We start from the raw sequence: 19844 nt of genomic DNA on the forward strand, positions 1-19844 counted from the left end.
AGTGTAGTCCGGTAGCCAATGCCCCTTGATGGCTTATGCCACTCAGTGGCACTATGGCCGCGTCGCACTCCCGTACTGGAAAGAGGTGCCCTCGTGCGCGCTCTGCTCGTCGACCCTTCCGCCCCCGCCGGGCTGCGCCTCGGCACCGCCCCCGACCCCGAGCCCGCCGCCCACCAGGCCCTGGTCCGGGTGACCGCGACCTCCCTGAACCACGGCGAGGTCAGCGATGTCGTGCCCGGCGCGGAGCCGGGCGCCGTGCCCGGCTGGGACGCGGCCGGGTATGTGGAGCGGGCGGCCGCCGACGGCTCGGGGCCCGCGGCGGGCACCCCGGTGGTGACGGTGGGGGAGGCCGGAGGATGGGCCGAACTGCGGGCGGTGGACACCGGTTCGCTCGGCGTCGTGCCCGAGGGCGCGGACCTCGGCGCCCTCAGCACGGTGCCCGTCGCCGGGGCCAGCGCCCTGCGGGCCCTGCACCGGATCGGGCCCCTGCTCGGGCGGCGCGTCCTGGTCACCGGGGCGACGGGCGGCGTCGGGCGGTACGCGGTGCAGCTCGCCCGGCAGGGCGGCGCGCACGTCGTGGCCACGACGGGGAACCCGGAGGTGCACGGGGAGCGGCTGCGGGAGCTCGGCGCGCACGAGGTCCTCGCCGACCCCGCCGACGCCGGTCCTGACGTGGACGGGGTGGTGGACCTGGTGGGCGGGCGCCAGCTCGTCGCCGCGTACGGCACCTTGGCGGCCGGGGGGACGCTGGTGTCCGTGGGGCACGCGGGCGGCGACGGCGAGCACTTCCCGTACGGCGCGCTCTACGGAAACCTGGGGCGGCACGACCGGGCGGTCGTCAGCTTCTTCCTGCTGGGCGGCGGCGCCCCGCTGGGGCGGGACCTGGCCTGGCTGGCCGCTCGGGTGGCCTCCGGCGCGCTCGACGCCGGGGTGGCGTGGCGCGGCCCCTGGGCCGAGGCGGCCCGGGCGGCGAAGGCCCTGCGCGAGCGGCGCCTGCACGGCAAGGCGGTCCTGGACCTGGCGTGAGCGGGACGTCGGGCCCGTCGGGCGTTCGGGGGCGAGGCCGCGGGCCGGTCCACCGTCGTCCCCGCCCCGCGCGCGGCGGTTGAAGACCTTATAGCGTTTGAGTGGCGTTCAATGTGGGCTACGCCGCACCGCCACGTCAATGGGGGAAGCTTCCGCGATCTCGAATCCTTGCTTAGAGTGTCGTTCAAATATGCGGCAGGGATATGAGGTGCCTGGCATGCGACTGACCCCCACCGAGCGCGACCGGCTGCTGCTCTTCGGCGCGGCCGAGCTCGCCCGGGCCCGCAGGGCACGCGGGCTGCGGCTCAACGTGCCCGAGGCGACCGCGCTCATCGCCGACACCGTGTGCGAGGCGGCGCGCGACGGCGCCCGGCTCGCCGAGGCGGTCGAGCGGGCCAGGGCCGTGCTCGGCCCGGACGACGTGCTCCCGGGCGTCGCGGACGTGGTGACCGAGGTGCACGTGGAGGCCGTCTTCGACGACGGCTCCCGGCTCGCCGTGGTGTCCCGGCCGCTCGGCGGCGAAGGAGACGGCGAAGGCGGCGGCGAAAGAGACGGCGAGGGCGCGGGCCACCGGGCGCCGGGGGCCCTGCTCCCGGGGCCAGCGCACAGCGACCCCGCGCCGGTCGTGGAGCTCTCCGTGCGCAACACCGCCACCGTCCCCGTCTCGGTGACCTCGCACTTCCACTTCTTCGAGGCCAACCCCCGGCTCGACTTCGACCGCGCCGCCGCGTACGGCATGCGGCTCGCCGTCCCGGCCGGGTCCTCCGTGCGCTTCGGGCCCGGCGAGCGCGTCGAGGTCGGCCTCCTGCCGATCGGCGGCGACCGCGTCGCGATCGGCTTCGCGGGCCTGGTCGACGGCGCCCTCGACGCGCCGGGCGCGAAGGCAGAGGCCCTGCGCAGGGCCGCCGCCTGCGGCTACCTGGGAGCGACCGCATGAGCGTCGACCCGTACGCGTACGCCGCCACGCACGGCCCCCGCGCCGGGGACCGGGTCCGGCTCGGCGACAGTGGCCTGACCGTCCGCGTCGAGTCCGACGCGCAGAAGTACGGCGACGAGTTCCTCGCCGGATTCGGCAAGACCGCCCGCGACGGACTGCACCTCAAGGCCGCCGCCGTCCGCGCCACGTGCGACGTCGTGATCAGCAACGTCCTCGTCATCGACGCGGTCCAGGGCATCAGGAAGGTGTCCATCGGGATCCGGGAGGGCCGGATCGCCGCCATCGGCCGGGCCGGGAACCCCGACACCCTCGACGGCGTGGACGTCGTCGTCGGCACCGGCACGTCCATCGTGTCCGGCGAGGGGCTCATCGCCACCGCCGGGGCCGTGGACACCCACGTCCACCTCCTTTCGCCGCGCGTCATGGAGGCCTCCCTCGCGTCCGGCGTCACGACGGTCATCGGCCAGGAGTTCGGGCCCGTGTGGGGCGTGGGCGTCAACTCGCCCTGGGCGCTGCGGCACGCCTTCAACGCCTTCGACGCCTGGCCCGTCAACATCGGCTTCCTGGCCCGGGGTTCGTCCTCGGACCCGGCGCCGCTGGTGGAGGCGCTCGCCGAGGGCGGGGCGTCCGGCTTCAAGGTGCACGAGGACATGGGCGCCCACACCCGCGCCCTCGACACCGCGCTGCGCGTCGCCGAGGAGCACGACGTCCAGGTCGCCCTGCACAGCGACGGCCTGAACGAGTGCCTGTCGGTCGAGGACACCCTCAAGGTCCTCCAGGGGCGCACCATCCACGCCTTCCACATCGAGGGGTGCGGCGGCGGCCACGTACCGAACGTCCTGAAGATGGCGGGCGTGCCGAACGTCATCGGGTCCTCCACCAACCCCACCCTGCCCTTCGGCCGCGACGCCGTGGCCGAGCACTACGGGATGATCGTCTCCGTCCACGACCTGAAGACCGACCTGCCCGGCGACGCCGCCCTGGCCCGCGACCGCATCCGCGCCGGGACCATGGGGGCCGAGGACGTGCTGCACGACCTCGGTGCCATCGGCATCACCTCGTCCGACGCCCAGGGCATGGGCCGCGCGGGCGAGACCGTGCGCCGCACCTTCGCCATGGCCGGGAAGATGAAGGCCGAGCTCGGCCCCATGGAAGGCGACGGCCCCGGCGACGACAACGCGCGCGTCCTGCGCTATATCGCCAAGCTCACCCTCAACCCCGCCATCGCGCACGGCCTCGCCCACGAGGTCGGCTCGATCGAGACCGGCAAGCTCGCCGACGTCGTGCTGTGGCGGCCCGAGTTCTTCGGCGCCAAGCCGCAGCTCGTGCTGAAGGCCGGATTCCCCGCCTACGGTGTCGTCGGCGACCCGAACGCCGCGACCGACACCTGCGAACCCCTCGTCCTCGGCCCGCAGTTCGGGGCGTACGGCGCGACCGCCGCCGACCTCTCCGTCGCCTTCGTCGCCCGGGCCGCGGTGGACCAGGGCAACGACCTCATGCCCACGCGCCGCCGCCGCGTCGCCGTGCGCGGCACCCGCGGCATCGGCCCCGCCGACCTGCGCCTGAACTCCCGTACGGGCGCCGTCGACGTGGACCAGCGCACCGGCCTCGTCACCCTCGACGGCGACCCGCTGCGCTCCGCGCCCGCCGACTCGGTGTCCCTCAACCGCCTGTACTTCCTCTGAGCCCCACCCACCGCCAAGGACCCGCCATGACGCTGTACATGCCCCCGGAGTGGGCCCCGCACGACCGCACCTGGATGGCCTGGCCCGGGCCCAACACCACCTTCCAGGACCCGGCGGACCTGGACGCGGCGCGCCGGGCCTGGGCCGCCGTCGCCCGTGCCGTACGCCGCTTCGAGCCCGTCACTCTGGTGTGCGGCCCCGGCCAGAGCGCGTCCGCCCGCGCGCTCCTCGGCCCGGACGTGGACCTCGTCGAGCGGGAGCTTGACGACGCCTGGATGCGGGACATCGGCCCCACCTTCGTGCGCGACACCGCCACCGGGGGCCTCGCCGCCGTCGACTGGGTGTTCAACGGCTGGGGCGCCCAGGAGTGGGCCGCCTGGGAGCACGACGCGAAGATCGCCCGGCACGTCGCGGACCTCGTGGGCGCCCCGGTGCACGCCTCCCCGCTCGTCAACGAGGGCGGCGGCATCCACGTCGACGGCGAGGGCACCGTCCTGCTCACCGAGACCGTGCAGCTCGGCCCCGAGCGCAACCCCGGCTGGACCAGGGAGCAGGTCGAGGCCGAGGTCCACGCCCGCCTCGGCACCACCAAGGCCCTCTGGCTGCCGCGCGGCCTCACCGCCGACTACCCCGGCCACGGCTTCGGCACCCTCGGCCACGTCGACATCGTGGCCGCCTTCGCCGCGCCCGGCGTGGTCCTCGTGCACAGCCAGCGGGACCCGGCGCACCCCGACTTCGAGGTCAGCAAGGAGGTCGCGGGCCTGCTGCGCGGACGGACCGACGCGCGCGGCCGCGCCCTGGAGGTCGTCGAGGTGCCCGCGCCCACCGTCCTCGCCGACGACGAGGGCTGGGTCGACTACTCGTATATCAACCACTACCTGTGCAACGACGGCGTCGTCCTGTGCGGCTTCGACGACCCGCGCGACGAGCTCGCCGCGGGCCTCTTCCGCCGCCTCTTCCCGCGCCGCACGGTCACGCTCGTCGACGCCCGTACGATCTTTGCCGGAGGCGGCGGCATTCACTGCGTCACCCAGCAGCAGCCAAGGATCTAGCGGCAGGAGCACCACGTGGACGGAGCGAGCCCCGCGCGCGGCGCGCGCAGGAACGCGCCCCCGCGCGAGGACGTCCTCGCCGCGGCCATGGAGATGATCGCCGAGCGCGGCCTGGAGCAGCTCACCATGGCCGCGCTCGGCCGCCAGGTCGGCATGAGCAGCGGCCACCTCCTCTACTACTTCGGCTCCAAGGACGAACTGCTGCTGCGCACCTTGGAGTGGAGCGAGGGACGGCTCGGCGCCCGGCGGCGGCAGCTCCTCGCCCAGGACACCACGGCCCGCGAGCGCCTGGACGCGTACATCGACCTGTACGTCCCCGAGGGCCACCGCGATCCGCACTGGACGCTCTGGCTTGAGGTGTGGAACCGCTCGCTCAACGCCGACGCGGGCGGCCGCGACCGGCAGGCCGCCATCGAGGGCGCCTGGCACCGCGACCTGGTGGCGCTGCTCGCCGAGGGCGTCTCGCGCGGCGAGTTCCGCGCCGTCGACCCCGACCGGGTCGCGACCCGCCTGCGGGCGCTCCTCGACGGTCTGAGCATCCATCTGGCGATCGGCCTGCGCGGCACGGACCGGCCCCAAGTCCTCGACCACGCGCGGGAGTTCACCGACCAGACGGTGGGCCCGGGGCCGGTCGCGGACGCTTGACGCCCCGTCCAGGTTGTACGCGTTACGGCTGATTGCCCCCGCGCCCGGCGTGCGCTTGCATCCCCGGTGGGCCCCTGGCACCGGGCCGGGGACCCCTGCCTTCCGGGGGAACGCATGGCCACAGACCAGCGGAAGAAGAGACGCGGCGCGGCCGGGAGCGCCCTGGCCCTCCTGCTCGCGGCCGCGGCCCTGCCCGCGGCCGTCGCCGCACCGGCGCCGCGGGCACCGGCGGGTCCCGCCGGGACCACGCGGCTGATCAGCGCCGCCCTCGACGGCGGCGCGGCGAACGGCCCCTCCGGCAACCCGGTCGTGAGCGCCGACGGCCGCGTCGCCGCCTTCACCTCACAGGCGAGCAACCTCGTGCGCGGCGACACCAACGACCGGGCGGACCTGTTCGTACGGGACCTGCGCCACGGCAGGACCCAGCGGATCGCGGACCCCGGCGGCGAGCTCGCCGCACCGGCCCTCAGCAAGGACGGCCGCTACCTCGCCTACACCGCGCAGGACGGCGACACGACCGCCGTGGTGGTCCGTGACCTGCGTACGGGCGCGACCGAGCGCGCCGACGTCGACCTGCCCATGCCGTTCGAGAACGGCTCCGCGCCCGCGCTCTCCGCCGACGGCCGCACCGTCGCCTTCACCGTCGACGACACCGACTCCACCACCACCGGGGCTCAGGCCGTCTACGTGCGCGACCTGCGTGCCCAGCGCACCGAGCGCGTCAGCTTCCCCGTCGACGGGGACGAGGGCTTCCGTGGGTTCCGCGCCCCGACGATCAGCGCCGACGGCCGCAGGGTGGCCTACCAGGCGGTGCGCGGCACCCCGCCGCGCGGCGACTGGTCCGACGTCTACGTCCACGACCGCGACACCGGCGGCGAGACCCAGGCCGACACCACCCACGACGGCAGCCCCGCGGACGGGGCCGCCACCGGCCCGCTGCTCAGTGCGGACGGCACCACGCTCGCCTTCACCTCGAGCGCCGCCAACCTCGTCCCGGGCCCGGACCCCAACGACAGCGTCAACCCGTTCGTCCGTGACCTGCGCACCGGCGAGGTCACCCGCGTCGACGCGGTCCTGCCCGGCCCCGAAGGCGTGCTGTCCGTCGACGCGGTCTCCGCCCACGGCTCGAAGCTGCTGCTCGACACCTGGCCGGTCCGCACCGCCGACGACGCCGAGTTCGTCCGCGACCTGCACACGGGGGCCAACGCCCTGGTGTCACCGGACAAGGACGGCAGGCCCGCCAACGCCGTGGACGCCCGCATGGACGCCCGCGCGCGGACCGTCGTCTTCACCGGCTTCGACGACGAGGACTTCGTGCCGGGCGACACCAACGGCGTCCCGGACGTGTTCGTCCGCGCGCCGCGCTAAGCGCTTCGCTGGAGTTGCCGCGATGGGCCGTCGATCGCCTGCGGACCGTCGTGGCTGGTCGCTCCCCCAAGTTCTCGGCTTCGCTCGAACAGGGGGGACCCCCTTCGCGGCGGAGCCGCATATCGGAACAGCCCCGCGCCCCTTCGGGGCGCTGCCACACGACCGCTCAGGAGAACCGGTGAGACACCGCCCCACGACAGCCCTGCTGAGCGCGGCCCTCGTCGCCGTGCTCGGCGCGACCCCCGCTGACGCCGCCCCGCGGGCACCGCGGACCGAACGCGTCAGCACCGCGGCCGACGGCGGCCAGCTCGACGGGCCCTCCGGCGACGCCGCGCTCAGCGGCGACGGCCGCCGCGTCGCGTTCGTGACCCGGGCGCCGGGCCTCGGCTGCGCGCGGTACCTGCCCTGCCTGAAGGTCAAGGACCTGGCCACCGGCGCCCTGACCGGCATCGACCTCGGCGGTGGCCACCTCTACAGCTCGCCCCTGCTCAGCGCGGACGGCACCCGCGTCGCCTTCACGGCGGGCGCGCGCTTCGCGACGCCCTACCTCCACGACACCGCCACCGGCACCACGCGGCGCCTGTGGCCCGAGAACCCGCCCGGCTCCAACGAGCTGGGCGCGGTGCAGTCCCTGAGCCCCGACGGCACGCACGTCGCGTACACCATCGGCAACCGCCACGGCACCCAGGGCTCCCGGCTCCTCTACGTCCGCTCCACCGCCACCGGCACCGACGAGCTGATCTCGCCCCCGGAGGAGGGCTGGAAGGGCGCGGCGTCCGTGAACGGCGACGGCACCCGCGTCGCCTACCAGACCGGCGGCTACAGCGAGGGCCCCGAGGACACGGCGGACGTGTTCCTCAAGGCGCGCGGCGCGGGCGGGCGCGTCCAGCTCGACACCGGCCTCGGCACGGCCGAACTGGTCCGCATCAGCGCCGACGGCCACCGGGTCCTCTTCAACGCCCGAGGCGGCCTCTACGTCCACGACGCGCGCACCGGCACGACCGCGCGCGTCGCCGAGGGCCGCGCCAGGGCGGCCACCGCGGGCGCCCGGCACGTCGTGCTCTCCCGGGCCGACGGCCTGCACCTGCTCGACCTGCGCACCGGCCGTGACACAGCCGTCGGCCCGCCCGACGCCCAGGCGGGCCACGGCGCGGTGGCCGCCAAGGGCCGCGCGGTCGCGTTCGGTTCGGCGGCGCCCGACCTCGTCCCGGGCGACACCAATGGCGAGGCCGACGTCTTCGTACGCCACACCCGATGACCCGACCCACGTAAGGGGCACGCACCATGCGCGGACGCACCCCACGCGGCCTGGCGGCGGCGGTTCTCGCCGCCGCACTCGGCGCGACGACGCTGCCCGCCGCGGCGGCCGACGCGCGGCCGGGCAAGCCGCTCACCGAGCGCGTGAGCACGGCGAGCGACGGGGCGCAGCTGGAGCGGGCGTCGCGGCACGCGGCCATCAGCGACGACGGACGGTACGTGGCGTTCTCCACGAAGACGTCCGTGCCTCCGGGGTTCCCGGGCTGCGAGCAGCAGACGTACGTGTGCCTCGCCGTGAAGGACCGGGACACCGGCAGGCTCACCCGGATCGCGCACGGCGGCGGATTCGACTGGGGCCCGCCTGTGCTCAGTGGCGACGGCCGCTACGTCGGCTACACCGAGGGCACCAAGGGCCCCTCGGCCCGCGTCGACGACCTGGCGACGGGCGAGAGCACCCCCGTGGCGTCGGCCGCCCGGATCCAGGACCTCACGCCCGACGGCCGGTACGTCCTCTACACCTGTGGCGACGACCGCTTCGTCACCGACCGGTACGTGTACGTACGGGACATGGCCACCGGCACCGCCGAGCGGATCGAGGGCGACGCGACCACCACCCGCTTCGGTGCCGCCTCGCTCAGCGCGGACGGCAGGTTCGTGGCCTACCAGAAGACGGGATCCGGGCCCGAGGGCGGCGACGTCTTCGTCGAGGACCGCGCCACCGGCACCACCGCGCGGGCCGACGGGGGACTCGGGGACAGCGACGCGGAGTTCGTCCGGATCAGCGGGGACGGCCGCCGCGTCCTGTTCGCCGCCGAAGGCAGGACGTACGCGTACGACGTGCGCGGGGGCACGGCCCGGCAGGTCGCCGACACGCCCGCGCGGTCCGCGAGCAGGGACGCGCGGTACGCCGTCCTCCCCCAGGAGGGCACCGGCGGCGAGCGGCTCGTCCTGCTCGACGTCCGCACGGGCCGCCGCACGGCGCTCGGCCCCGGCGAGACCCGCGCCGGTGCGGTCACCGTGACCTCCGGCGGCCGCGCCGCCGTCTTCACGTCGACGGCCTCCGACCTGGTGCCGGGCGACACCAACGGCACGTCCGACGTGTTCGTGCGCCGCGTCCGCTGACGCCCGATCCGGTGAGGGGGACGTGAACGGCGTGTCGGACGTGCCCCCGCGCGCCCCCGGGGCGAACAGTCGTGTCGGCAACCATCAGCGCCCGTACGGCAGTCCTCACCGACACGGACACCGACACCGGTGCCCTTAAGGACTGCCGGATCCGCACCACTCACCACACGGGGGAACCGAACCATGCGCCACAGCACCCAGCGCGCCGCCCTGGCCGCCGCGGCCGTCGTCGCGGCGGTCACGGCGACCGCCCTGCCCGCGGCCGCCGCGGCGCCCGCCGCGCCCCGCACGGTCGGCGTGAGCGTCACGCCCGGCGGCACGGCGGGCAACGCGCCCGCCGCGGCCGCGGTGATCAGCCGCGACGGCAAGGTCGTCGCCTTCGACTCGGAGGCGAGCGACCTGGTGGCCGGGGACACCAATGGCCGCTCCGACGTGTTCGTCCGCACCCTGGCCACCGGACGCACGGAGCGCGTCGCCCTCCCGGGTCGCCAGCTCCGCAGTCCCGCGCTCAGCGGCGACGGCCGCTACGTCGCCGTCATCACCGCCCCGGCCGACGACTACGGCGCGTCCGACGTCCGCCTCTACGACCGCAGGACGAAGAAGTTCCAGCGCCTGGACGTGGAGCTGCCGAGCGGCTTCGACGGCAAGGGCGCGGGCACCGTCGCCCTCACCCCGGACGCCCGCTACGCCGTCTTCGACACCCGGCAGCGCGAGGGCTCCGACGGCCAGGTCGTGTTCCTGCGCGACCGGGTGAAGAAGACCACCGAGCGGATCAGCCACCCCAACCCCGGCTGGGAGCCGCGCTCCGCGCACACCCCGACGGTCAGCGACGACGGCCGCAAGGTCGTCTACGCGCACAACTACACCAACGGCCCGCGGGGCGACGACTGGAGCGACGTCTGGCTGCGCGACCGCGCCACCGGACGCCTGACCCAGGTCGACCGCTCCCACGACGGCTCCACGACGGAGAAGGAGTCCCTGGAGCCGTCCCTCAGCGGCGACGGCCGCACGGTCGTCTTCGAGTCCCGCGACACCCACCTCGTGCCGAACGACGACGACAAGGCCTGGAACGTCTTCGTCCACGACCTCGCCACCGGCAAGAACCAGCGCGTCCACGGCACCCAGGGCGGCCCCGGCGCGGCCTACACCCGCGCCCCCGCCATCAGCGCCGACGGCCGCCGCCTCACCTACGTGACGGAGGTGAAGGAGCCCGGCAGCCAGTACGGCACCGAATGGCCCGTCTACGTACGGGACCTGAAGACCGGCAAGGCCGCCCTCGTCACCCCCGACGCCACGGGCGGCACCGCGTCCGCCAAGGTGGCCCCGGGCGCGATCTCGGCGAACGGCAGGCGCGTCGCCTTCCTGTCGGCGGACGCGGGCCTGCTGCGCGGCGACACGAACGACGGCTACGACGCGTTCGTGCGCTACCTGCGCTGACGGCGGCGCCGCGTGGGAACGGTCGCCCGCATGGTGAGACGACCGTTCCGACGCGGCGCGGCGTGTGGCAGGCTGCCTCCATGCTTACCGCCGTGATTATGGGCAGCAGGCGCGCCGGTCCGCAGTGACCGCGCCCGTACGGACCGTACGGGGCGGCACCGTCCTCGACCCGCGCGCAGACCTCTCGCACCCGCGAGGGGTCTTTTCGTTTTCCGGCCCACCCCGGCCGGAGGACCAGGGCGCGGGGGATCATGAGGGTGGTGGAGCCGGTCATCCGGTAGACCGAGATCCGACACAGGAGCCAGAGAGATGACGACGGAAACCAGCAGCCCCGACGATTCGTTCCACGTGTTCGACACCACGCTGCGCGACGGCGCGCAGCGCGAGGGCATCAATCTGACCGTCGCGGACAAGCTGACCATCGCCCGGCATCTGGACGACTTCGGCGTGGGCTTCATCGAGGGCGGCTGGCCCGGCGCCAACCCGCGCGACACCGAGTTCTTCGCCCGCGCCAAGGAAGAGATCACCTTCAAGAACGCGCAGCTCGTCGCGTTCGGCGCCACCCGGCGCGCGGGCGCCAGAGCCGCCGATGACCCCCAGGTCAAGGCGCTCCTGGAGTCCGGCGCCCCGGTGATCACGCTGGTCGCCAAGGCGCACGACCGGCACGTCGAACTCGCCCTGCGCACCACGCTCGACGAGAACGTGGAGATGGTCCGCGACACCGTCTCCCACCTGCGCGAGCAGGGCCGCCGCGTCTTCGTCGACTGCGAGCACTTCTTCGACGGCTACCGCGCCAACCCCGAGTACGCGAAGGCCGTCGTGCGGGCCGCGCACGAGGCGGGCGCGGACGTCGTGGTCCTGTGCGACACCAACGGCGGCATGCTTCCCGCCCAGGTGCAGGCCGTCGTCGCCACCGTCCTGGCCGACACCGGCGCCCGGCTCGGCATCCACGCCCAGGACGACACCGGCTGCGCGGTCGCCAACACCCTCGCCGCCGTCGACGCGGGCGCCACCCACGTCCAGTGCACCGCCAACGGCTACGGCGAGCGCGTGGGCAACGCCAACCTCTTCCCGGTCGTCGCCGCCCTGGAGCTGAAGTACGGCAAACGGGTCCTGCCCGAGGGCGCGTTGCGCGAGATGACCCGGGTCTCGCACGCCATCGCCGAGGTCGTCAACCTCACCCCGGCCACCCACCAGCCCTACGTCGGCGTCTCGGCCTTCGCGCACAAGGCGGGCCTGCACGCCTCCGCGATCAAGGTCGACCCGGACCTCTACCAGCACATCGACCCCGAGCTCGTCGGCAACCGCATCCGCATGCTGGTCTCCGACATGGCGGGCCGCGCCTCCATCGAGCTCAAGGGCAAGGAGCTGGGCGTCGACCTCGGCGGCGACCGCGAACTGGTCGGCCGCGTCGTGGAGCGCGTCAAGGAGCGCGAGCTCAAGGGCTACACGTACGAGGCGGCCGACGCCTCCTTCGAGCTGCTCCTGCGGGCCGAGGCCGAGGGGCGCGCCCGGCGCTACTTCCGCACCGAGTCCTGGCGCGCGATCGTCGAGGACCGGCCCGACGGCTCGCACGCCAACGAGGCCACCGTGAAGGTGTGGGCCAAGGGCGAGCGCATCGTGGCGACGGCGGAGGGCAACGGCCCCGTCAACGCCCTCGACCGGGCCCTGCGCGTCGGCCTGGAGCGGATGTACCCGGAGCTGGCCAAGCTGGAGCTGGTGGACTACAAGGTCCGCATCCTGGAGGGCAAGCACGGCACGTCCTCCACCACCCGCGTGCTCGTCTCCACCACGGACGGCGACGGCGAGTGGTCGACCGTCGGCGTCGCGGACAACGTGATCGCCGCGTCCTGGCAGGCGCTGGAGGACGCGGTCACCTATGGCCTGCTCAGGGCCGGGGTCGAGCCCGCCGAGTAGCCGCGGGGGCACGTTCGCGCCCGGCCTGGGTTAGCGTGAAGTATGAGGCCCACCAGGCAGGCGGCGTCGCGGCTGACCGTCATCCTGTCCGGACTGCTCCTGGCCCTGGGCGCCACGCTCGCGCCCCCGGCCCGGGCCGCCACGGACGTCACGACGGTGGCCGACGCCTTGCGCGAGAACCCGGTGTACGTCGACGGGGCGGCGGCGTCCCAGCTCTCCCGCGCCGACGCCGACGCCCTCGCCGACAAGATCAAGAAGGCCGACAAGCCGGTCTTCGTCGCCGTGCTCCCGGAGTCGTTCCCGAAGCAGGACCTGTTCCGGAACCTGCGGACGGCGACGGGAGTCACGGGCGTGTACGCGATCCGCCTCGGCGACGCCTTCGACGCGAAGGCCGACAGCGCGGCCCTGTCGCCCAACGCCGTGCGGAACCTGACCACGCTCGTCCGGGGCGAGCCCGCGAAGCAGCAGCTCAACGACTTCGTGGACCGGGCCGTCGCCGAGACGTCGGGCAGCGCGCCCGCCTCCTGGGGCGACACCGGCGACGACGGCGCGCCCGTCGGGGCGCTGATCGGCGTCGGCGCGGTGGTCGTCGCGGGCGGCGCGGGCGCCTACGCGGTGGCCCGGAGCCGCCGCCGCAAGCGCGCCGAGGAGGAGCGCGCGGCCCTGGAGAAGCTGCGTGTCGTCGTCGACGAGGACATCACCGCCTTCGGCGAGGAGCTGGACCGGCTCGACTTCCACCCCGCGGAGGCCGGTGCCGACGACGCCATGCGCGCCGACTACGAGCGGGCGCTGGACGCGTACGAGAAGGCGAAGTCCTTCATGGCCGCGGCCGAGCGGCCCGAGCAGGTCCGGGCCGTCACTCAGGCCCTGGAGGACGGCCGCTTCTCGCTCGCCCTGCTCGCCGCGCGCCGCGAGGGCCGCGCGCTGCCCGAGCGGCGGCCGCCGTGCTTCTTCGACCCCCGGCACGGCCCCTCCGTGAAGGACGCCGAGTGGACCCCCGCGGGCGGCGCGCCCCGCGAGGTGCCGGTGTGCGCGGCCGACGCGGTGCGCCTCGCCGACGGCGAGGCGCCCATGACCCGCACGGTCACCACCGACACCGGCGACCGCCGCCCCTACTGGGAGGCGGGCCCGGCCTACGGCCCCTGGGCGGGCGGCTACTTCGGCGGCGGCCTGCTCCCCGGCCTCCTCGTCGGCACCCTGCTCGGCTCGGCCCTGTCGTCCCCGGCGTACGCCGCGTCGGCGGGCGTCCCCGCGGCCGACGGCGGCGACGTCACGGGCGCGGACTTCGACGCGGGCGACTTCGGCGGCGGCGACTTCGGGGGCGGCGGGGACTTCGGCGGGGGCGGCGACTTCGGCGGCGGGTTCTAGGACGGCGGGCGGCGGGTCCCAGGGCGGCGGATCCCCGGGCGGCGGGTCCCAGGGCGGCGGGGGCGGCGCGGGCCGCCCGCCCGCCTCGAACGGGTCCTTACGAGGCGCTCTTGATCGCCGAGATGTCGAAGGTGAGCTTGATCTTGTCGGAGACCAGCACGCCGCCCGTCTCCAGGGCCGCGTTCCACGTCAGGCCCCACTCCGAGCGCAGCAGCTCGGCCTTGCCCTCGAAGCCGACGCGCTGGTTGCCGAACGGGTCGGTGGCCGCGCCGTTGAACTCCAGGTCGATGGTGAGCGGCCGGGTGGTGCCGAGGATGGTCAGGTCGCCGGTGACGCGGTAGTCGTCGCCGCCGAGCGCCTCGGCCTTGGTGGAGCGGAAGGTCATCTTCGGGAACTCCTCGGTCTTGAAGAAGTCCGCGCTCTTGAGGTGGCCGTCGCGGTCCGCGTTGCCGGTGTCGATGCTGTCCATCGTCACGTCGATGACGGCCGTCGACTTGGCCGGATCGGTGCCGTCGAGGTGCAGCGAGCCGCTGAAGTCGAGGAAGGAACCCTTGACGTTCGTGACCATCGCGTGCCGGGCGACGAAGCCGATGCTGCTGTGCGCGGGGTCCAGCTCGTAGTCGCCGGTCACCGCGGCGAGTTCAGGGCTGACGGAGGCGGGCGCGGCGGCGGGGGTGGCGTTGTCGTTCTTGCGGCCGAAGAGACCCATGACGTGCTCCTTGGGGGGCGGGCTGCGGACCACGGGGGAGACGCAACCATGAGCGGTTTAATGTTCAACAACATCGACTGTAGCGCTGGTCGGTTCAATGTTCAACCGTGATCGTTCCGTGGTGGCTCGATTACGCCAGGTGTGGGCGTGTGGGGGAGTGGTGCCATGTGTGGCGCCATGAGAGGGGAAGGGTGTGGTGCCCGGCGGGGTGGGCGAGGTGTGCGCTGCGCCGGGGCGCGAGGGGGTAGTGATGGCGAAGGGGGCGGCCCGACCTGCTGAGAATCCGGGAATCCGGGGCGTGGAGGTGCGCTAGGAACTTGCCATGGCGCCATTGTGGTGCCATAGTGATGCCATGAATCTCACGCCGTATGTCGACCAACTCCGTCAGGAGCTCGCGGTCGCCGCCGAGGCCGGTGGTGAGGAGGCTCGCGCGGTCGCCGAGCGCCTGATCGCCCCGCTCGAGTCGGCCACCCGGCTCACGTTGCTGAACGTGCTGTCCGCGGCCATGGACGAGGTTACCCGAGACCTCGCCCCCGGCTCGGTCGACGTGCGCCTGCGCGGGGGCGACCCGGACTTCGTGGTGACGCCGCCGCCCCTGGCCGACGCGTTCGAGGCGCCGGTCATGGAGGCGCCCGTGACGCGCTCCGCGCCCGCCCCCGCGCCCGTTCCCGAGGCCGAGGAGGGCGGCACCGCCCGCATCAACCTCCGGCTGCCGATGCACCTCAAGTCCCAGGCCGAGGAGGCCGCCGCCGCCGAGAGCCTGTCGGTCAACGCCTGGCTGGTCCGCACCGTCGCCGAGGCCCTCAGGCCCAGCGAGAGCCCGCAGCCCCTCGCCCGCGGCGAGGGCGTGGGGAACAGCTTCACCGGCTGGGCCCGCTAGGGCCTGCCCGACGGGGCGGCGCGGCGCCCCCGCGGCAGCGGACTCCACCATCAGCAGGACCGGGACCACGACGACGAGGACAGCCATGCCAACCTTCGACACCGCCAAGCCCATCAACGCCTCAGTGACCATCGAGAGCGGGACGGTGCGGATCATCGCGGGCGACCGCGCCGAGACCGTCGTCGACGTGCGCCCGACCAGCGAGACCCGCGCCGCCGACGTCCGCGCCGCCGAGCGGACCCGGGTGGAGTACGCCACCGGCAGACTCCTGGTGAAGGGCCCCAAGGAGCGCTCGCTCTTCGGCCGGGGCTCCTCGGTCGACGTGGAGGTCGCGCTGCCCGAGGGTTCGCACGTGCACGTCACCACCTCCATGGCCGACTGCACCGTCGAGGGCCGCGTCGGCGAGTGCGAGGTCAAGACGTCCATGGGCGAGATCCGGGTCGTCCGCGCGACCTCGGTGCGCCTCGACACCGGACACGGCCGGGTCTACGTGGACCGGACGGACGGCCCGGCCGACGTCACCACGGCCTCCGGCGAGGTGCGGCTCGGCGCCATCGGCGGCGCGGCCGTCGTCAAGAACTCCAACGGGTCGACCGAGATCGGCGAGGTCGCCGGCGAGCTGCGGGTCCGCTCCGCCAACGGGGCCATCGTCGTGACCCGGGCCCGCGCCGACGTCACCGCGAGGACCGCGACCGGCGCCATCGAGATCGGCGAGGTGACGCGCGGCACCGCCGTCCTGGAGACCGGCACCGGCCGGGTCGACATCGGCATCAGCGAGGGCACCGCCGCCTGGCTCGACGTCCAGACCAAGTACGGCTCCGTGCGCCAGTCGCTCGGCTCGTCGGCGGGCCCGGGCGACTCCGGGGAGACGGTGAAGGTGCGCGCGCGCACCGGCCTCGGCGACATCGTGATCCACCGCGCCTGAGACCCGCGGCAAGGCCCGGGAGCGGGCCGTCCGGCCCCGTCCCTCGCTGGCTGGAATCGCGGTGGGGCATTGTCGGCCCCCACTAATTCCGCCCCGCTCCGGGCGCCCGCGCCACCCCGCGCCGGACGTGAGGGCTCCGCCCGGAATCACCCATTCCGGGGCCGGAATGTGATCCGAGTCTCATTGGGCACCTTGTGGAATCCCTACAGCCGGATGGGGCCCTGAGCAGTGGCTTCGCCCGCACCGCACAGAACTTCTGTCCGGGGGTGCCAGGAAAACGGTCCCGAGACTGTTCAGAGTCGACGGTCCGTTTTCGCGCGTGTACTTCGTAAGGTCGAGAGCATGACCGTTTTGGACGAAGCTGGATCTTCAGCGGGTGAGCCCACCGACGCGCGGGGCCGAGTGGCCGAATTGGCCGGGATCCGCGCGCAGGCCCTGGCGGGACCGAGCGAGAAGGCGACCGAGGCCCAGCACGCCAAGGGCAAGCTGACGGCACGCGAGCGGATCGCGCTTCTCCTCGACGAGGGTTCGTTCCAGGAGGTCGAGCAGCTGCGCCGGCACCGGGCGACCGGCTTCGGCCTGGAGGCGAAGAAGCCCTACACCGACGGCGTCATCACCGGCTGGGGCACCGTCGAGGGCCGCACGGTCTTCGTGTACGCCCACGACTTCCGGATCTTCGGAGGCGCCCTCGGCGAGGCGCACGCCACGAAGATCCACAAGATCATGGACATGGCCATCGCGGCGGGCGCGCCGCTGGTCTCCCTCAACGACGGCGCGGGCGCCCGCATCCAGGAGGGCGTCTCCGCCCTCGCGGGCTACGGCGGCATCTTCCAGCGCAACACCAAGGCCTCCGGCGTCATCCCGCAGATCAGCGTGATGCTCGGCCCGTGCGCGGGCGGCGCGGCGTACAGCCCCGCCCTCACCGACTTCGTCTTCATGGTCCGCGACACCTCGCAGATGTTCATCACCGGGCCCGACGTGGTCCGCGCGGTGACCGGCGAGGAGATCTCCCAGAACGGCCTGGGCGGCGCCGACGTGCACGCCGAGACCTCCGGCGTCTGCCACTTCGCGTACGACGACGAGGAGACCTGCCTCGCCGAGGTGCGCTACCTCATCGCGATGCTCCCGCAGAACAACCGCGAGAACCCGCCCGTCGCCGCCTGCGACGACCCGGCCGACCGCCGCTCCGACGTGCTGCTCGACCTCGTCCCCGCCGACGGGAACCGGCCGTACGACATGACGAAGGTCATCGAGGAGCTCGTCGACGACGGCGACTACCTGGAGGTCCACGAGCGCTGGGCGCGCAACATCATCTGCGCCCTGGCCCGCCTCGACGGCCAGGTCGTCGGCATCGTCGCCAACCAGCCGCAGACCCTCGCGGGCGTCCTCGACATCGAGGCCTCCGAAAAGGCCGCGCGCTTCGTCCAGATGTGCGACGCCTTCAACATCCCGATCGTCACCCTGCTCGACGTGCCCGGCTTCCTGCCCGGCGTCGACCAGGAGCACGGCGGCATCATCCGCCACGGCGCGAAGCTCCTGTACGCGTACTGCAACGCGACCGTGCCCCGCATCTCCCTCATCCTGCGCAAGGCGTACGGCGGCGCGTACATCGTGATGGACAGCCAGTCCATCGGCGCCGACCTCACCTACGCCTGGCCGACGAACGAGATCGCGGTCATGGGCGCCGAGGGCGCGGCCAACGTCATCTTCCGCCGCCAGATCGCCGCCGCCGAGGACCCCGAGGCCATGCGCGCCCGCATGGTCAAGGAGTACAAGGCCGAGCTGATGCACCCGTACTACGCCGCCGAGCGCGGGCTCGTCGACGACGTGATCGACCCGGCCGAGACCCGGTCCGTGCTGATCAACTCGCTCGCGATGCTGCGCAACAAGCACGCCGACCTGCCCTCGCGCAAGCACGGCAACCCGCCGCAGTAGCGCCGCGCCGCCCCCTTCGCTTTCCCACAAGGAGAACGCCGCACATGACTACTCCCGACATCCGCGTCGAGAAGGGCCACGCCGAGCCCGAAGAGGTCGCCGCCCTCACGGCGATCCTGCTGGCCCGTGCCGCCGCTCAGCCCGCCGCCGTGCCCTCCGTGGGCTTCGGCCGCGACAAGGCCGGGTGGCGCCGCCTGGAGCGCACGCCGGGCTTCCGCGCCCCGCACAGCTGGCAGGGCTGAGCCCCGCCGCTCGCCTTCCCGGCCACCGACAAGCCCGTGGGCCCCGTACTCCAGCGAGTACGGGGCCCACGGGCGTCAGTGCGGGGGCCTAGCGGAGGCGGGCCATCAGGGCGTGCTCGACCAGGGTGATCAGCGCGGACTTCGCGTCGGCGCGGTGGCGCGCGTCCGTCGTGATGATGGGCGTGTCCGGGCCGATCTGCAGGGCCTCGCGGACCTCGTCCGGGGTGTACGGCTGGTGCCCGTCGAAGCCGTTGAGGGCGATGACGAAGGGCAGCCCGGAGTTCTCGAAGTAGTCGACGGCGGGGAAGCAGTCGGCGAGCCGCCTCGTGTCGACCAGGACGACCGCTCCGATGGCGCCGCGCACCAGGTCGTCCCACATGAACCAGAAGCGGTCCTGGCCCGGGGTGCCGAAGAGATACAGGATCAGGTCCTGGTCGAGCGTGATGCGGCCGAAGTCCATGGCGACCGTCGTGGTCGTCTTGTCGCCGGTGTGCGTCAGGTCGTCGATGCCTGCCGACGCGGACGTCATCACGGCTTCGGTGCGCAGCGGGTTGATCTCCGAGACGGCCCCGACGAATGTGGTCTTGCCCACACCGAAGCCGCCCGCCACCACGATTTTCGCGCTGGTGGTGGAGCGGGCTGTTGCTCCTCCGCTAGAGCTTGCGAAGTCCACTGAGCACCCTTTCGAGCAGTGTCACGTCTGGCTGACCGCCGGCGGACTCGTCCCCGCCGGGCTGATGGATGGCGACGAGACCGGCCTCCGCCAGGTCGGCGACGAGGATCCGGGCTACGCCGAGGGGGATGGAGAGCAGTGCCGAGATCTCGGCGACCGACTTGATCTCGCGGCACAGGTTGCAGATGCGCTGATGCTCGGGCAACTGGCCCTGCAACTGATGCGGTTGTGCGGTGGTGTGCACCAGCGCCTCGATGGCGAGCTGGTACCGCGGCCTGGTGCGGCCGCCGGTCATGGCGTATGGACGCACCAGCGGGTTGCTGGCCACGGGCGCCCGCTCCGGGGAGCGGCGCTGCGACGGCGCGGGCTGGACGCGCGGCGCGTACGGCCGCTGCTGGTCGTACGCGCCCGGGGCGGGCTGGTGGTAAGGACCCGGCTGTTCGTACGCGCCCGGAGCGGGCTGGTCGTACGGGCCGGGCTGCCGGTACGGCGCCTGGCGGCGGTGGCTGGGCGCGGAGGGGAAGTTGTACCGGTTCTGCGAACCGTCACCCTGGCCCTGGCCACGGCCCGAAGGCCAGTTGGCCGAAGACGAACCGTCTGGGGGTGTTGCAGCCACGTACTCCTCCTCCGAAACTGTGCCCGGCGCCATCGCTGTGGAGCCGCGTC

At 73.8% G+C, this 19844-nt stretch carries 18 protein-coding genes; 15 read left to right on the plus strand and 3 right to left on the minus strand.

Annotation, left to right across the window (positions count from 1 at the left end):
* Nucleotides 1–93 precede the first annotated feature (93 nt).
* From ACIG3E_RS19195 to ACIG3E_RS19245, 11 genes are all read left to right on the plus strand, one after another.
* A complete protein-coding gene (locus ACIG3E_RS19195; RefSeq protein WP_399617471.1) occupies nt 94–1026 on the plus strand; it encodes a zinc-binding dehydrogenase in 933 nt (310 codons plus the stop codon).
* Nucleotides 1027–1243: 217 nt separating this feature from the next.
* Nucleotides 1244–1963 (plus strand): urease subunit gamma, encoded by a 720-nt coding sequence (ureA, locus tag ACIG3E_RS19200; RefSeq protein ID WP_399617474.1) that lies wholly within the window; start codon nt 1244–1246, stop codon nt 1961–1963.
* On the plus strand, nt 1960–3648 hold the full coding sequence (locus ACIG3E_RS19205; RefSeq protein ID WP_399617477.1) for an urease subunit alpha: 1689 nt from the start codon (nt 1960–1962) through the stop codon (nt 3646–3648). Before ureA ends, ACIG3E_RS19205 begins: the two co-directional genes overlap by 4 nt.
* Nucleotides 3649–3674: 26 nt before the next feature.
* Nucleotides 3675–4700, plus strand: coding sequence for an agmatine/peptidylarginine deiminase (locus tag ACIG3E_RS19210; RefSeq protein WP_399617479.1), 1026 nt, complete (start codon nt 3675–3677; stop codon nt 4698–4700).
* An 87-nt stretch (nt 4701–4787) separates the two neighbouring features.
* Nucleotides 4788–5345 carry a TetR/AcrR family transcriptional regulator gene (locus ACIG3E_RS19215; RefSeq protein ID WP_399617852.1) on the plus strand — a complete coding sequence of 186 codons (558 nt, stop codon included), beginning with the start codon at nt 4788–4790 and terminating at the stop codon, nt 5343–5345.
* Nucleotides 5346–5459: 114 nt separating this feature from the next.
* On the plus strand, nt 5460–6713 hold the full coding sequence (locus ACIG3E_RS19220; RefSeq protein WP_399617482.1) for a TolB family protein: 1254 nt from the start codon (nt 5460–5462) through the stop codon (nt 6711–6713).
* Between the two features lie 178 nt (nt 6714–6891).
* Nucleotides 6892–7971, plus strand: coding sequence for a TolB family protein (locus tag ACIG3E_RS19225; RefSeq protein ID WP_399617485.1), 1080 nt, complete (start codon nt 6892–6894; stop codon nt 7969–7971).
* Nucleotides 7972–7997: 26 nt separating this feature from the next.
* Nucleotides 7998–9092, plus strand: coding sequence for a hypothetical protein (locus ACIG3E_RS19230; RefSeq protein ID WP_399617488.1), 1095 nt, complete (start codon nt 7998–8000; stop codon nt 9090–9092).
* Between the two features lie 183 nt (nt 9093–9275).
* Complete coding sequence (locus ACIG3E_RS19235; protein WP_399617490.1) at nt 9276–10529, plus strand: TolB family protein; 1254 nt, start codon at nt 9276–9278, stop codon at nt 10527–10529.
* Nucleotides 10530–10838: 309 nt separating this feature from the next.
* Entirely contained in the window at nt 10839–12446 is a 1608-nt protein-coding gene (gene cimA / locus ACIG3E_RS19240; protein WP_399617492.1) for a citramalate synthase, read from the plus strand.
* A gap of 42 nt (nt 12447–12488) precedes the next feature.
* Entirely contained in the window at nt 12489–13814 is a 1326-nt protein-coding gene (locus ACIG3E_RS19245) for a hypothetical protein (RefSeq protein WP_399617494.1), read from the plus strand.
* 97 nt (nt 13815–13911) lie between these two features.
* Here the strand turns inward: ACIG3E_RS19245 and ACIG3E_RS19250 are convergent, their stop codons facing one another.
* The gene (locus tag ACIG3E_RS19250) at nt 13912–14523 is read right to left on the minus strand and encodes a YceI family protein (RefSeq protein WP_399617497.1); all 612 of its coding nucleotides are present in this window, start codon (nt 14521–14523) and stop codon (nt 13912–13914) included.
* 352 nt (nt 14524–14875) lie between these two features.
* On the opposite strand from ACIG3E_RS19250, the gene ACIG3E_RS19255 reads away from it, so the two are divergent.
* The 4 genes from ACIG3E_RS19255 to ACIG3E_RS19270 all read left to right on the plus strand — a co-directional run bounded on the left by ACIG3E_RS19255 (nt 14876) and on the right by ACIG3E_RS19270 (nt 18505).
* Nucleotides 14876–15403, plus strand: a complete 528-nt coding sequence (locus ACIG3E_RS19255; protein ID WP_172382179.1) for a toxin-antitoxin system HicB family antitoxin — start codon at nt 14876–14878, stop codon at nt 15401–15403.
* An 85-nt stretch (nt 15404–15488) separates the two neighbouring features.
* A complete protein-coding gene (locus tag ACIG3E_RS19260) occupies nt 15489–16328 on the plus strand; it encodes a DUF4097 family beta strand repeat-containing protein (RefSeq protein ID WP_399617502.1) in 840 nt (279 codons plus the stop codon).
* A 342-nt stretch (nt 16329–16670) separates the two neighbouring features.
* On the plus strand, nt 16671–18263 hold the full coding sequence (locus tag ACIG3E_RS19265; protein ID WP_138962011.1) for an acyl-CoA carboxylase subunit beta: 1593 nt from the start codon (nt 16671–16673) through the stop codon (nt 18261–18263).
* 44 nt (nt 18264–18307) lie between these two features.
* Complete coding sequence (locus tag ACIG3E_RS19270; RefSeq protein ID WP_138962012.1) at nt 18308–18505, plus strand: acyl-CoA carboxylase subunit epsilon; 198 nt, start codon at nt 18308–18310, stop codon at nt 18503–18505.
* 88 nt (nt 18506–18593) lie between these two features.
* Here ACIG3E_RS19270 and ACIG3E_RS19275 read toward each other — a convergent pair whose 3' ends face one another.
* Nucleotides 18594–19178, minus strand: a complete 585-nt coding sequence (locus ACIG3E_RS19275; RefSeq protein WP_030361923.1) for an ATP/GTP-binding protein — start codon at nt 19176–19178, stop codon at nt 18594–18596.
* Entirely contained in the window at nt 19159–19827 is a 669-nt protein-coding gene (locus ACIG3E_RS19280; protein WP_399617506.1) for a DUF742 domain-containing protein, read from the minus strand. The genes ACIG3E_RS19275 and ACIG3E_RS19280 overlap by 20 nt, the downstream gene beginning before the upstream one ends.
* Between the last annotated feature and the right edge of the window lie 17 nt (nt 19828–19844).

This window comes from Streptomyces sp. NPDC053474 (assembly GCF_044544845.1).
Classification (GTDB): Bacteria; Actinomycetota; Actinomycetes; order Streptomycetales; family Streptomycetaceae; genus Streptomyces.

Excerpts from the sequence above, each read along its gene's own strand:
- ureA (WP_399617474.1), top strand. The coding sequence starts at position 1,244 with ATGCGACTGACCCCCACCGAGCGCGACCGGCTGCTGCTCTTCGGCGCG.
- ACIG3E_RS19205 (WP_399617477.1), top strand. The coding sequence starts at position 1,960 with ATGAGCGTCGACCCGTACGCGTACGCCGCCACGCACGGCCCCCGCGCC.
- ACIG3E_RS19210 (WP_399617479.1), top strand. The coding sequence starts at position 3,675 with ATGACGCTGTACATGCCCCCGGAGTGGGCCCCGCACGACCGCACCTGG.
- ACIG3E_RS19215 (WP_399617852.1), top strand. The coding sequence starts at position 4,788 with ATGGAGATGATCGCCGAGCGCGGCCTGGAGCAGCTCACCATGGCCGCG.
- ACIG3E_RS19220 (WP_399617482.1), top strand. The coding sequence starts at position 5,460 with ATGGCCACAGACCAGCGGAAGAAGAGACGCGGCGCGGCCGGGAGCGCC.
- ACIG3E_RS19230 (WP_399617488.1), top strand. The coding sequence starts at position 7,998 with ATGCGCGGACGCACCCCACGCGGCCTGGCGGCGGCGGTTCTCGCCGCC.
- ACIG3E_RS19235 (WP_399617490.1), top strand. The coding sequence starts at position 9,276 with ATGCGCCACAGCACCCAGCGCGCCGCCCTGGCCGCCGCGGCCGTCGTC.
- cimA (WP_399617492.1), top strand. The coding sequence starts at position 10,839 with ATGACGACGGAAACCAGCAGCCCCGACGATTCGTTCCACGTGTTCGAC.
- ACIG3E_RS19245 (WP_399617494.1), top strand. The coding sequence starts at position 12,489 with ATGAGGCCCACCAGGCAGGCGGCGTCGCGGCTGACCGTCATCCTGTCC.
- ACIG3E_RS19250 (WP_399617497.1), bottom strand. The coding sequence starts at position 14,523 with ATGGGTCTCTTCGGCCGCAAGAACGACAACGCCACCCCCGCCGCCGCG.
- ACIG3E_RS19255 (WP_172382179.1), top strand. The coding sequence starts at position 14,876 with ATGAATCTCACGCCGTATGTCGACCAACTCCGTCAGGAGCTCGCGGTC.
- ACIG3E_RS19260 (WP_399617502.1), top strand. The coding sequence starts at position 15,489 with ATGCCAACCTTCGACACCGCCAAGCCCATCAACGCCTCAGTGACCATC.
- ACIG3E_RS19265 (WP_138962011.1), top strand. The coding sequence starts at position 16,671 with ATGACCGTTTTGGACGAAGCTGGATCTTCAGCGGGTGAGCCCACCGAC.
- ACIG3E_RS19270 (WP_138962012.1), top strand. The coding sequence starts at position 18,308 with ATGACTACTCCCGACATCCGCGTCGAGAAGGGCCACGCCGAGCCCGAA.
- ACIG3E_RS19280 (WP_399617506.1), bottom strand. The coding sequence starts at position 19,827 with ATGGCGCCGGGCACAGTTTCGGAGGAGGAGTACGTGGCTGCAACACCC.